The sequence below is a fragment of the Allobosea sp. LjRoot237 genome, from assembly GCF_964253285.1.
GTDB lineage: Bacteria > Pseudomonadota > Alphaproteobacteria > Rhizobiales > Beijerinckiaceae > Allobosea.
In genome coordinates, this window is sequence record NZ_CAXUQP020000001.1 from 1,313,948 (window position 1) to 1,326,803 (window position 12,856).

At 67.9% G+C, this 12,856-nt stretch carries 13 protein-coding genes; 7 read left to right on the top strand and 6 right to left on the bottom strand.

The features are described from left to right. Positions 1–23: 23 nt before the first annotated feature. The 6 genes from ACSQ24_RS06355 to ACSQ24_RS06380 form a co-directional block, all read right to left on the bottom strand. Positions 24–302: a GNAT family N-acetyltransferase gene (locus tag ACSQ24_RS06355; protein WP_436093871.1), complete on the bottom strand. Its 279-nt coding sequence runs from the start codon at positions 300–302 to the stop codon at positions 24–26. 147 nt (positions 303–449) lie between these two features. Further along, positions 450–1,049 carry an NAD(P)H:quinone oxidoreductase gene (gene wrbA, locus ACSQ24_RS06360; RefSeq protein ID WP_436093872.1) on the bottom strand — a complete coding sequence of 200 codons (600 nt, stop codon included), beginning with the start codon at positions 1,047–1,049 and terminating at the stop codon, positions 450–452. Between the two features lie 105 nt (positions 1,050–1,154). Next, on the bottom strand, positions 1,155–1,601 hold the full coding sequence (locus tag ACSQ24_RS06365) for a hypothetical protein (protein WP_436093873.1): 447 nt from the start codon (positions 1,599–1,601) through the stop codon (positions 1,155–1,157). A 77-nt stretch (positions 1,602–1,678) separates the two neighbouring features. Next, a complete protein-coding gene (locus ACSQ24_RS06370) occupies positions 1,679–2,698 on the bottom strand; it encodes an amino acid ABC transporter substrate-binding protein (protein ID WP_436093874.1) in 1,020 nt (339 codons plus the stop codon). An 87-nt stretch (positions 2,699–2,785) separates the two neighbouring features. Further along, complete coding sequence (gene metC, locus ACSQ24_RS06375) at positions 2,786–3,970, bottom strand: cystathionine beta-lyase (RefSeq protein WP_436093875.1); 1,185 nt, start codon at positions 3,968–3,970, stop codon at positions 2,786–2,788. A gap of 274 nt (positions 3,971–4,244) precedes the next feature. Continuing rightward, complete coding sequence (locus ACSQ24_RS06380; RefSeq protein ID WP_436093876.1) at positions 4,245–5,120, bottom strand: LysR substrate-binding domain-containing protein; 876 nt, start codon at positions 5,118–5,120, stop codon at positions 4,245–4,247. 157 nt (positions 5,121–5,277) lie between these two features. Here ACSQ24_RS06380 and ACSQ24_RS06385 point away from each other — a divergent pair, with 157 nt between their 5' ends. The 7 genes from ACSQ24_RS06385 (at position 5,278) to ACSQ24_RS06415 (ending at position 12,855) form a co-directional block, all read left to right on the top strand. Continuing rightward, positions 5,278–6,732: a methyl-accepting chemotaxis protein gene (locus tag ACSQ24_RS06385; RefSeq protein ID WP_436093877.1), complete on the top strand. Its 1,455-nt coding sequence runs from the start codon at positions 5,278–5,280 to the stop codon at positions 6,730–6,732. 67 nt (positions 6,733–6,799) lie between these two features. Continuing rightward, the gene (locus ACSQ24_RS06390; RefSeq protein ID WP_436093878.1) at positions 6,800–7,267 is read left to right on the top strand and encodes a response regulator; all 468 of its coding nucleotides are present in this window, start codon (positions 6,800–6,802) and stop codon (positions 7,265–7,267) included. A gap of 114 nt (positions 7,268–7,381) precedes the next feature. After that, on the top strand, positions 7,382–7,663 hold the full coding sequence (locus ACSQ24_RS06395) for an STAS domain-containing protein (RefSeq protein WP_436093879.1): 282 nt from the start codon (positions 7,382–7,384) through the stop codon (positions 7,661–7,663). A 7-nt stretch (positions 7,664–7,670) separates the two neighbouring features. Beyond that, entirely contained in the window at positions 7,671–8,030 is a 360-nt protein-coding gene (locus ACSQ24_RS06400; RefSeq protein ID WP_137879763.1) for a response regulator, read from the top strand. Between the two features lie 8 nt (positions 8,031–8,038). After that, a complete protein-coding gene (locus tag ACSQ24_RS06405) occupies positions 8,039–10,318 on the top strand; it encodes a chemotaxis protein CheA (protein ID WP_436093880.1) in 2,280 nt (759 codons plus the stop codon). A 3-nt stretch (positions 10,319–10,321) separates the two neighbouring features. Then, positions 10,322–10,825: a chemotaxis protein CheW gene (locus tag ACSQ24_RS06410; protein WP_436093881.1), complete on the top strand. Its 504-nt coding sequence runs from the start codon at positions 10,322–10,324 to the stop codon at positions 10,823–10,825. An 83-nt stretch (positions 10,826–10,908) separates the two neighbouring features. Then, entirely contained in the window at positions 10,909–12,855 is a 1,947-nt protein-coding gene (locus ACSQ24_RS06415) for a methyl-accepting chemotaxis protein (protein ID WP_436093882.1), read from the top strand. The last annotated feature ends 1 nt before the right edge of the window (position 12,856 follow it).

A 12,856-nucleotide genomic window follows, 5' to 3' on the forward strand; every position in this document is an offset into this window, starting at 1 on the left:
CGAGCGCGGCCGCTCGGCCTGGCTCAGCCCGCGACGATGTCGTCGTATTCGGGATGCCGGCTGACCCAGCCGGCCATGAAGGGGCAGCGTGGGACGACCTTGCGGCCCGAGGCCTTGATCTGCTCGAAGACGCCCTTGGCCAGCCGCGAGCCTACCCCCTGGCCCGAGAGAGCTTGGGGAACCTCGGTGTGGGTCAGCACTACGCGGTCGCCATCGAGGCGGTAGTAGGCGAGGGCGAGTTCGTCGCCGACAGCGAGTTCGAAGCGGTTCTGGTCGGGCCGGTCGACGACGCCGGTATCCATCGGATCATCCTCTTTCAGTCGTAGGTCCCGCGGATGCGGGCGCCGGATCAACGGCAGTCTGGAGCAGTGGCGCGGTAAGAGGCAAGGCAGGCCGGCATTGACGCGGTGAACCCTCCGATGCCGGGCTAGCTGCGCTGCGCCGAGCCTTCAGGCCGCCAGCTTCGCTGCGATCCCGGCGACGTGGCGGCCCTGATAGCGGGCACCGGCGAGCTCGTTCTGCGAGGGCTGGCGCGAGCCGTCAGCGCCGGCGATGGTGCTGGCGCCATAGGGCGAGCCGCCACTGATCTCGGCCATCTCCATCTGGCCCTGGAAGGCATAGGGCAGGCCGACGATGACCATGCCCTGATGCAGCAGGACAGTGTGGGTCGAGAGGATCGTGCTCTCCTGGCCGCCATGCTGGGTGTTGCTGGAGGAGAAGACGCTGCCGACCTTGCCGACGAGCTTGCCCTGGAACCAGAGGCCGCCGGTCTGGTCGAGGAAGTTCTTCATCTGCGCCGGCATGTTGCCGAAGCGGGTCGGCACGCCGAAGATGATCGCGTCGTACTCGGGGAGCTCGTCGACCGTGGCGATCGGAGCGACCTGATCGAGCTTGAAGCCGGACTTGCGGGCGACATCCTCGGGGACGAGTTCGGGCACGCGCTTGATCACCACATCGGCGCCGGCCTCGCGCACGCCCTCGGCGACAGCCTGCGCCATCGTCTCGATATGGCCGTAGCTGGAATAGTAGAGAACCAGAATCTTCGTCATCGGAATCATCCTTCTCTGGCCAGGCTGTCGGAGCGGGGAGCCGACAACAAGACGGCCGGGCGATGCCCGGCCGCTGCAATCGCGGCTCGCGCCGACGGATCAATCTTACTTGAACGCGATCACGACGCCGTCGGCGCCGATCGTGGCCTGCAGGCCCTGGCGGCGCGTGTCGAGGCTGATGGTCACGCCCTTGTCGTTCTTGAGCCAGACGCGGCCCTGGCCGGCGCGGCCGACGGCCCAGCCTTCCTTGAGCTGGACATAAGGTCCGGCCAGGTCGTTGCGTGTGGTCAGGCCGTAGACGCGCCCGCTGGCGACGACGCGCGAGGCGCCGATGCCGCCGATGCCGAGCCCACCGACCGAGATCGGATAGGAGCGGCCGCGATAGGTGAAGGTGCCGCCGCCGAGCTCGCCGGAGGCGATGAAGGCGACGGAGACCTGCTCGATCTTGACCGTGCCGGTCTGCGGGCCGAGCGTGCGCGGCTGGGCCACGGCCGTGCCGGTGACGAGGGCAAGCGCAGCGGCGCCAGCGAGGAGGGATTTGATGGCGGGCACGGTCAGTACTCCTTGGTGATGCAACGGAGTCTACAACTGCCGGGACGCCCGGCAGTTCCGTCTGCCCGCCGCGCCGCCTACCGGAATGGCGGGCTGTACTGGATGCCGCCCTTGCTCCAGAGCTCGTTGGGACCGCGCGCCAGCTGCAGGCGCGAGCTCTTGCCGAGATGGCGCTCGAAGCTCTCGCCGTAATTGCCGACGGCGGAGATGACGCGCACGACCCAGTCGTTGCTGACGCCCATCGCCTCGCCCATCTTGCCGTCGAGGCCGAGGAAGCGCTTCACCTCGGGGTTCGAGGACTTCAGCATCTCCTGGACATTGGCCCTGGTGATTCCGAGCTCCTCGGCGTTGATCAGAGCGAGCACGGTCCAGCGCACGAGGTTGAACCAGCTCTCGTCGCCGGTGCGCACCCAAGGGCCGAGCGGCTCCTTCGAGACGACTTCCGGCAGGATGACGTGGCTGTCGACGTCCTGCAGCTTCATCCTGACGGCCGAGAGCGCCGAGATGTCGGTGGTGTAGGCGTCGCAGCGACCGGACTCGTAGGCTTTCAGCGCTTCCTCCGAGGTGCCGAAGGCGGCGGCCTCGTATTTCATGCCGAGCTTGCGGAAATAATCGGCGAGGTTGAGTTCGCTGGTGGTGCCCTGGGCGACGCAGACCGAGGCGCCGCCGAGCTGGGCGGCGGAGGAGACGCCGAGCTTCTTCGAGACCATGAAGCCCTGGCCGTCATAATAGTTGACGGTGGTGAAGGTGACGCCCTGGCCGGCATTGCGCGACAGCGTCCAGGTGGTGGTGCGCGGCAGGACGTCGATCTCGCCGGCCTGCAGCGCGATCAGCCGGTCCTTCGAGGTCAGCGAGACGAAACCGGCCTTCTCGGTGTCGTTGAAGATGACGGCGGCGAGTGCCCGGCAGATGTCGATGTCGAAGCCCTGCCAGCGGCCATTGGCATCCTGGGTCGAAAAGCCGGCGACGCCGGGGCTGGTGCCGCAGATGATCTTGCCGCGGTCGCGGATCATCTTGATCGTATCGGCGCCGGCGGGCGCGGCGAAGCCGGCGGCGAGTGCCAGCGCGGCGGTCAGGCGAAGCAAAATCCGTTTCATCGTCGATCCCCTGTTGTTTTTAGGCACAATTCTCCCGCCGCGGCGGAGATGTGCCCCGCCGCGTCCGTCGTCTTTGGTCTCTCGGCCTCAGGCGACCTTGGCGGCCGCCGGCCGTTCCAGTGCGACCAGCAGCGTGTCGAGATCGTTCCAGAGGTCGTCCGGGTCCTCGAGGCCGATGCTGATGCGCAGCGCCGGACCGGGATGGGGCCAGAGATTGACGGTGCGCTCGCCACCCAGCGCCAACGGCGCGATCAGGCTGCGCGTGCCGCCCCAGGAGGCGCCGATGGCGAAGACCTTGAGCGCCGAAAGTGCCGCTTCGAACAGGGCGTGGGGCGCGGGCTTCAGCACGACGCTGAACACGCCCGAGGAGCGGCCCATGTCGCGCTGCCAGAACTCATGGCCGGGGCAGGAGGGCAGGGCCGGGTGCAGCACCGTCTCGACCGCGGGCGAGCGGGCAAGGCGCCGGGCGAAATCCTCGGAGACCTTGCCCATATGGGCGAGGCGCAGTGCCAGGGTTTCCAGACCGCGCAGAGCGAGCTGGCATTCGTCGGGCGAGACGCCGACGCCGAAGCCGCGCAGCGTCTCCTTCAGCTTCTCGCGCAAGCCGAGATCGGCGACGGTGACCGAGCCGAGCAGCAGGTCGGAATGGCCGCCGACATATTTGGTCAGCGCCTCGCAGGCGAAGTCGGCGCCATGGGCCAGTGGCTTGAAGATCAGCGGCGTCGCCCAGGTGTTGTCGCAGCCGACGAGCACGCCTTTGGCCTTGGCTGCCTTCACGATGGCGGGCACATCCTGCACCTCCATCGTGTTCGAGCCCGGCGACTCGACCCAGACCAGCTTGACCCGGTCGTCGATCAGCGCCGCGATACCGGCGCCGATCAGCGGGTCGTAGACGCCGTAGTCGATGCCACGCGGCGTCAGGTACTCCTCGCAGAAGCTGCGCACCGGCTGGTAGACCTGGTCGGGGATCAGCACCTTGTCGCCCGGCAGCAGCACCGAGAGCATGACGATAGTGACCGCCGCCTGGCCGGAGGGGACGAGGACGGTGCGCACACCGCCATGGAGCGCGGTCAATTGCGCTTCCAGCGTACGCGTCGTCGGGGTGCCGTGCAGCCCATAGGTATAGCCGTCGAAGCCGCGATGTCTGCGGGCGAAGAAGCTCGCTGCATCAGGGTAGACGATGGTCGAGGCGCGGTGGGTCGGCACCGTCAGGCTGGCATAGCCCTCCTCGTTGACGGCCGGATGGTGAACGCAGCGGGTGGTGTCGTGCATAGGGGCTCCTTTGAACGGAGGTTCCCTCCGCAAGGCCCTGCGGACAATCAGTCGAAACTCATGACTCGATGCCTGGATGTTATGGGCTGGGCGTTTCGCGACCAGATCAACCCGTCATTCCGGGGCGGCGCGTCAGCGCCGAGCCCGGAACCCATGACCACGATAGTCCCGAATGGTCGCCACGTTTGCCGAGGTGCCCCACTTCCGATCCGCGTGGTCATGGGTTCCGGGCTCAGCCCTGCGGGCTGCCCCGGAATGACGCGGAAGTTTCCGGTCAGCGCACCTCCATCAGGCAGTCGATGAAGTCGCGCACCAGCTGCGATTTCGGCCGGTCGAGCGGCAGGATCAGCAGACTGCGGCTCTGCACCTCCGGCTCGAAGGGGCGCAGCACCAGTCGCGACGGGTCGGCACCAGCGACTGCGTAGGGGCTGACCAGGCCGACGCCCACCCCCTCCGCGACGAGGGCGCAGACGGTCGCGGCGTAGATGGTCTCGACGACGATGCGCGGCTTGACGCCGGCCTCGGCGAAGATGCGGTCGAGCCGCTGGCGGGCGCGGTCTTCCGGGACATAGGCGACGAACGGGACGCCATCGAGGTCGGCCGGACCGATCAGGTCCTTCTCGGCGAGCGGATGGCCAAGGGGCAGGGCGCAAAGCGCGCGCGGCTGGACGAAGGGTTGGTGCAGTACGCCGTATGTGTCGATCTCGTCGGCGGCGAGGCCGATGTCGAAGGCGCCGGAGGCGACGCCGTCGCGGACATCGCGCGAGGGCAGGACCATCAGCGTCACCGCGATGTCCGGGCGCCTGTCGCGGAAGCGGCGCACCGCCCTTGGCACCAGCGAGGAGCCGAGCGCCGAGAGCGAGCCGATCCGCAGCTGGCCGGCACCGTGGTCGCGGATACGGGCGGCGGTGGCACGCAGCGTGTCCATGCCGAGGAAGGAAGCCTGGACCTGGGCGTAGAACAGCTTGCCCTCGGGCGTGGCGACGATGCGGTTGCGGATCCGGTCGAAGAGCAGGAAGCCGAGCGAGCGTTCGAGCTCGGCGATGGTGCGGCTGACGCCGGGCTGGGTGACGCCGAGCAACTCCGCAGCACGCGAGATCGTGCCGGCCTTCATCACCGCGGCGAAGGTTTCGAGCTGTCGACTGTTCAAGCGGCGCGTCCCAGGCTGTCGTCCCGCCGGCAACCTAACCGTGGCGCCGGGCCGAGGGAACTGCATGTCCTTAATGGGCGCCCGCGCCATTAACGGCAGCTTTACTGCGTTCCTTTAGGTTCGCTGGGCAGAACTCCAAGAAGGATGCGCAGCGTCGATGCACGCCCAGGCCCTGAAGTTGCCTGATCCTGCCAATGAGGATGCGCCCGGGGCGGAGGCCGCATCGCGCGCGGTGCTCGAGATCGCCGAGCGCTTTGGCAAGCTCAGCGCCGAGATCACCGACATGTCCGGCCGCATCGGCGACGTCAATGCCGAGCTCGACAGGCAGACCGACGGGTTGCACCGCGTCGTCGCCTCGGTCGACCAGGTGGCGCGCTCCAATCAGGCGATCCAGCACTCTGCCGAGGCCGCCCAGGAGGCGGCGTCCGTGGTCAAGAGTGGGCTGGAACGTGTCACTGGTGCGGTCCGGCAGGGCCTCAATGCGGCGCAGAACGATATCGCCGAACTCTCGAACGGCGCGCAGTCGATCTCACAGGCGCTGAACGAGGCGGTGAGCCGGGCGCACAAGGTCCGCGAGGCCAGCGAAGCGATCCAGACGATCACGCGCGAAATCCAGCTGCTGTCGATCAATGCTGGCGTCGAGGCGGCGCGTAGCGGCGTCGCCGGGCGCGGCTTTGCCGTCATTGCCGCGGCGGTGAAGCAGCTCGCCGAGCAGACCCGCGACGCCACCTCCGCGAGCGCCAAGCAGCTTGACGCGCTGGTCGCGACCGTCGACCAGCTGGCGAAGCAGAGCGAGGCGAATGCGCAGGCGGCCCGGCGCGCCAGCGAAGAAAGCCAGGGGATTTCGCAGCAGATCGGCGAACTCGACCATTTCGGCCGATCGGTGGTCGGCCTGATCGGCGAGATCGACTCGATCTCGGCGCCGGCGCGCGAGAACGCCGTCGCCTTCGCCCAGGTCGGCGACGAGCTGAGGGACCTCGTTGCCGGGGTCGACCAGTCCGGCCGCAATCTCGAGGTCGCGGCGCGGCGAGGGGCGTCGCTGGTTTCGACCAGCGAGGCGATCCTCGGCGCGATCGCGGGCTCGGGCGTGCGTACGCCGCAATCTGACATGATCGAGATCGCTGTCGAGGCGGCCGCGACGATCTCGGACCTGTTCGAGCAGGCCGTCGCGAAGGGCGAGGTCGGCCTGGCCGAGCTGTTCGACGAAGCCTATCGACCGGTTCCGGGCAGCGACCCACAGCAGTTCATCAGCCGCTTCACCGCGCTGACAGACCGAGTGTTGCCGCCGGTGCAGGAGAGGCTGCTGACGGTGAACAAGCGCATCGTCTTCTGCGCGGCGATCGACCGCAATGGCTACCTGCCGACGCACAACCGCAAATATTCGCAGCCGCAAGGGGCGGACCCGGTCTGGAACAACGCCAACTGCCGCAACCGCCGGATCTTCAACGATCGCACCGGCCTTGCCGCGGGACGCAACCAGAAACCGTTCCTGCTGCAGACCTACCGGCGCGACATGGGCGGCGGCAATTTCCTGGTGATGGAAGACCTGTCGGCACCGATCTTCGTCCGGGGCCGCCACTGGGGCGGGGTCCGGTTCGGCCTCAGCGTCTGAGGGACCGGACGGGGATTGCGGCCGTCGTTTTCGAGATTGTGTTGAGTACGGGTTTCGAGTTGCTGACATGCATATCGCGCCATCCTTCCCCAATCTCTCGGTGCTGCTGATCGATCCCAGCCCGCACTATCGGCGGATCATCCGCACCATGCTCTACCAGGCGCAGCTGCAGCGTGTCTTCGAGGCGGCCGATCTCGCCACCGCCGCGACGACCTTCATCCAGAAGCAACCCAATATCGTGATGCTGGACTGGGACCTGCCTGATGGCGACAGCCTGAAATGCCTGGCCTCGATCCGCTCGTTCAAGACCTCGCCCTTCGCCAAGGCGCCGGTGCTGGTGATGATGGAGAAGCCCGATCGGCGCTCGGTGGTGCAGGCCGCCAAGCTCGGCGCGCACGAGATCATCGTGAAGCCGATCTCGCCCAATAATCTCTGGCTGCACCTGTCCGGCATCATCAACGTGCCGCGCAAGTACAAGGAAGCGAGCGGCGCGATCACGCTGGTACCGCGCGCGATCAGCAACAGCCTGTTTTGAGGCCGGTCGGCTGCCCCGGAATGGCCATAATCCTTGCCGCGACAGCGCGAGCTTAGCGAAATTTTTACTAATCGTGCAGATTCTGCCTAGTCACCAATCACAGGGCGTGCCGCCGTGGTCATCACCGTCTCCCTTCCGCCTTTTCTCGGTCGATCAGAGGCTGCTGCGTTCCGCAATCAGCTCCTTGTCGCGCTGGAGCAGAAGGAAAGCATCGCGGTCGAATGCGCCGAGGCCGGCCCGTTCCCGAGCCTGTGGATCCAGCTGCTGCATGCGGCTGCGACCAGCGCCCAGGCGCGTGGGCTCAGCGTCACGCTCAAGGCGGCTTCCGAGGAATGCCGCCAGTCCTTTCAGGCGATCGGGTTCAACCCGGCGCAAAGCGCTCTCGTTCTGGAGTGATGCCGCGATGAAGATCCTCGCGATTGACGACACCAAGACACTGCTCAGCCTGCTCAGCATGACGCTGCGCAATGCCGGCCACGAGGTCGCCGAGGCGGAGAACGGCGAGGAGGGGCTGGCGCGCTTCGACCAGTTCAAGCCCGATCTCGTCATCACCGATCTCAACATGCCGATCATGGACGGCATCGAGTTCACGCGCGCCTGCCGCTCGCGGCCGGCCGGGCAGAACACGCCGATCATCGTGCTGACCACCGAGAACGGCGCCGAGATCAAGGCGGAAGGCCGCCGTGCCGGCGCCAGCGCCTGGATGGTCAAGCCGTTCGAGCCCAACACCCTGCTCGGCCTCGTCGCGCGCTACCAGAACTGAGGCGGTCTATGGATCCGTTGGCGGAACTCAAGCAGACTTTTTTCCAGGAGTGTGATGAACTCCTCGGCGCGCTGGAGCAGAAGCTCCAGTTGCTCGATGAAGGTTCGACCGATCCTGAGGACGTCAACGCCGCCTTCCGCGCCATCCACTCGATCAAAGGTGGCGCAGGCGCCTTCGGCTGCACGGAGCTCGTCGGTTTCGCGCATGTCTTCGAGGCGGCGCTCGACCATCTGCGCTCGGGCCGCGTTGCGCTCGGGGACGCACCGTTCAGCCTGTTCCTGCGCTGCTCGGACGCCGTCTCCGATCTCGTCAACGCCGCGCGTAACGACGAGATCGCGCCGGTGCGCACCGATTTGCTCGCGGCGCTCGAGCAGGTCGGACAGGCCAAGGCGGCCCCATCGGCAGCTCCCGCTCCGGCCGCTCCCGCGGCCGATGCACCGCCCGGCATCGCCGCGCTCGGCAACCTCCTCGCCCTGGTCGACTCCAAGATGGGCGCGCCGGCACCGGCTGCGCCCGCGAAGGAGGATGATGGCTGGGATGACGAGCCCGTTGCCGCCGTGCCGGTCCGCAGGCTCGGCTATGACGTGCGCATCAAGATCACGCCGGAAGCCGACCTGTTCCGCCGGGTGATCGAGCCGCGCGTGGCGATTGGCATCCTGCCGGCGGAGGAGATCGTCTCGGTCGCCTGCGATCTCAGCCACGTTCCGCCGCTTGAAGTCCTCGACGTCACCGATTGCCATATGCGCTTCGAGGTGATGTTGCGGACCGCATTGTCGGCCGAGGAGATCGTCTCGAAATTCGACTTCACCCTCGCCAATGAGGAGTTCGAGGTCGAGGTCCTGACGGATGCCGAGGAAGAGACCGCCCCGGCGGCCCCGGCCGAGGTGCCGCAAAGCGTCGCCGCCGACCTGTCGGCGATCCTTGCCCGATTGGGGCCGAGCGCCGATGCCGCGCCGCAGCCCGATATCCAGCCCGTCGCTGCATCCGTAGTGGCTCCCATCGCCGCCGCGCCGGCAGCCGCAACTGCTCCGGCAGCGTCGCGCGCCGCGATGCGGCCTGCCGCCAACGATGTCGCTGCGCGCCAGCGCCAGGCCGTCAGCGTTCGCGTCGATCTCGATCGCATCGACCGGTTGATGAACCTGGTCGGCGAGATCGTCATCACCCAGTCCATGCTGGTCGAGTGCGTGCGCTCGCTGCCCTATGACGTCTATGCCAAGACTGCCGAGGGCATCCTGACCCTGTCGCGCCAGACGCGCGAATTGCAGGACCATGTCATGGCGGTGCGCGCGCAGCCGGTGAAGGCGGTGTTCCAGCGCATGCCGCGCCTGGTGCGTGAGCTCGCGCAGACGCTCGGCAAGGAAGTGAAGCTCGTCCTCGAGGGCGAGAACACCGAGGTCGACAAGACGATCATCGAGGAACTGGCCGATCCGCTCACCCACATGATCCGCAACTCGATGGATCACGGGGTGGAGACGCCGGAGGAGCGCATCGCTGCCGGCAAGCATCCGGAAGGCACGATCAGGCTGATCGCCGAGCATCGCGCCGGCCGCATCGTCATCTCGGTCACCGATGACGGGCGCGGCATCGGTCGCGACAGGCTGCTGGCCAAAGCGAAATCCCGCGGCCTTGTCGGCGCCGACGAGAAGCTCGCACCGGAGGAGATCGACCAGCTGATCTTCGCCGCGGGCCTGTCGACGGCGGACGCGGTCAGCGACATCTCCGGTCGCGGCGTCGGCATGGACGTGGTTCGCCGCAACGTCGAATCGCTCGGCGGCCGCATCAGCGTCGACTCCGAGCCCGGCCGCGGCTGCAAGTTCACGCTCGCTCTGCCGCTGACGCTCGCCGTCCTCGAAGGCATGGTGATCCGCTGCGGCGTCGATCGCTACGTCATCCCGATCGCCAGCGTGATCGAGACCCAGCACCTCGCCAATACGCCGATCGAGCATCTGACGTTTGGCCAGGAAGTGCTGCGCTGGCGCGGCGAGATCACGCCGCTGCACCGCCTAGGGGCTGTGATGGGCTCGGCCGGCACGCGCGACGAGAATATCATCATCATCGCGGAGACCGAGCGCGGCGGCAATGTCGGCATCGCCGTCGACGAGATCGTCGGGCAGCAGCAGGTCGTAGTGAAGAGCCTCGAGTCGAATTACGGCACGGTCAACGGCGCCTCCGCCGCGACCATCCTGGGCGACGGCCTCGTCGCGCTCATTCTCGATGTCGACTCGATGCTGCGCGTGGCGGCCTCGGGCGTCCGCCAACCCGTTCCCGAACTCAAACTGGCTGGATGAACCATGTCCCTGCAGCTCAGCGAAAAGCACTTCACCTCGGCGCAGCCTGAGTCCGCAGTGCGCCGGATCGTCACCTTCCGGGTCGGCGACCGCACCTTCGGCATCGATGTTGGCATGGTCCGCGAGATCAAGGGCTGGCAGGCGACGACGCCGCTGCCGCATGCGGCCCCGCATGTGCGCGGCGTGCTCAACCTGCGCGGTGTCATCCTCGCGGTCTACGATCTGCGTACCGCGATCGGGCTCGGCACCACGGATGCCACCGCGACCCATGTGATCGTCGTCGTCGATATCGACGACAAGACCGCCGGCCTCTTGGTCGACTCGGTCTCGGACATCGTCGACGTGCCGGTGAGCGCGGTGCGGCCTGCGCCGGACCTGGAGCGTGACGAGCACGGGCTGATCGAAGGCCTCGTCCTGCTCGACACCGAGATCGTCGCCCTGCTCGACCTCGCGGCGGTGATCCGTGACGGCGGTGACAACCAGGACAAGCAGCTGCGCGTCGCCTGACCATCCGGCGGCCTCCTCCGGCAGCGCCCAGCCGGAACCGTCAAGGGATGATCAGGACCGCCTGAGAGAACATAAAACGAGCGATGAACCAGCTGGGCGCCCTCTCGAAACTCTCGGTCAAACTGCCGGCGCTCTTTGCCGGCGCCGCCGCTGTTTCAGGTGGTGTGGTCGCATTCGCCGTGCAGCAGGGCGCGGCGGCCCGGCTTGGCGCGCTCGGCCTGTCCAGCCAGCAGGCCGATGCAACAATGTCGGCGCTCACGAGCCTGGCGCTGCCGTTCGGCGCTGCGGGCCTTGCCATCGCCGCCGGCCTTGGCTGGCTGACGGCCCGCTCGCTGACGCGGCCAGTGGCGGCATTGCGCGAGGGCATGGAAAAGCTTTCGGAGGGAGCGGCCGAGACTGTGCCCGGGCTCGCCCGCCGCGACGAGATCGGCGATCTGTCCCGGGCACTGCATCAAGTCCAGGAGGACTCCATCGAGGCAGGGCGCATCCGCGCCGCGCTCGACGGCTGCCGTACCTGCATCATGGTCTGCGATGCGCAGGACCGTGTCGTCTACGTCAACAAGTCATTGCTGAGCTTCTTCAGTGGAGCGCAGGAGGATTTCCGCGCAGCCTTCCCGGGCGTCTCGGCCAAGGACATGCTCGGCAAGGTGCTGGAGCTGTTCGCAGGCCCGCAGGGCGTCCCCGAAGCCCGCACCATGCGCGTGCCGCTCGGCCGGCGCATGGTCGCGCTGACGCTGACCACGATGACGCAGCCCGATGGCCAGCGCCTCGGCTCGACGATCGAATGGCGCGAGCTGACCGAGGAACTGCGTGCCGCCGACGAGGTCGCGGCAGTGGTCGCCGCGGCGGCCGAAGGCGATTTCTCCCGGCGCGTGCCGCTCGCCGGCAAGCCGGAGGCGCTGCAGCGCATCGCCGAGGGCATCAACGAGATCAATACGATCGTCGAGGCGGCCACGAACGAATTCGCCGCGGTCCTGTCCGGGCTCAACGAAGGCGACCTGACCGGCCGCGTCGACGGCGCCTATGATGGCTGCCTCGGCGAGCTGAAGGCTGGGCTCAACCAGACGCTGGCACGGCTGACGCAGACGGTCTCCGGCATCCAGGGGGCGGCGGCTCACGTCGCGGCGACGGCCATCGAGATCAGGGCGGGAGCGGCCGATCTCGCCGAGCGTACCGAGCATTCAGCTGCCGGGCTGGAAGAGACATCGGCGACCACCGGACAGCTCGCCGCCTCGATCGGACAGAGCGCCAGCCGCTCGCGCGCGGCCAGCGAGCTTGCCGGCGAGGCGATGGCGGTCGCCGGCAGCGGTCAGCAGGCCGTGGCCGAGACGATCGGCGCGATCGGGCGGATGGAGCAGTCGTCGGCGCGGATTGCCGAGATCGTCTCGGTGATCGACGGCATCGCCTTCCAGACCAATCTGCTGGCGCTCAACGCCGCGGTCGAAGCGGCGCGCGCCGGCGACGCCGGCAGGGGCTTCGCCGTAGTCGCCAGCGAGGTGCGCACGCTGGCGCAGCGCTCGGCCACGGCCGCCAAGGACATCAAGGGCGTGATCGCCAACTCCAACGCTGAGGTCGCCGAGGGTGTGCGCCTGGTGCGCCGGACCGGCGAGACGCTCGGCCGCATCGTCACGGCGGTGGAGCAGGTCTCCGCCACCATCTCGGAGATTTCGCAGGCAAGCGCCGAGCAGGCGAGTGATATCGCGGCGATGAGCCGATCCGTCGCAGCGATGGACGAGGCGACGCAGCAGAATGCGGCGCTGGCCGAGCAGAGCGTCGGCTCGGCTGCGAACCTCGCCGAGCAGACACAGGCGCTGCGTGAGCTCGCCGGCTTCTTCCATCTGGGCAGGGCGCCGGTCCAGGCGCGGCCAGCCTCGGTCGAAGCGGCCTGGCAGCGCCCGCCCGCAGCGAAGGCGCCGACCGAGCCGCGGCGCTCGCCCGCCCGCCAGGACATCCATTCCACCGAATCCCGCCCTGTCACTCCGCGCCGCCGCGTCGCCGGTGGACGGAAGGACGAGTGGGCCGAGTTCTAGT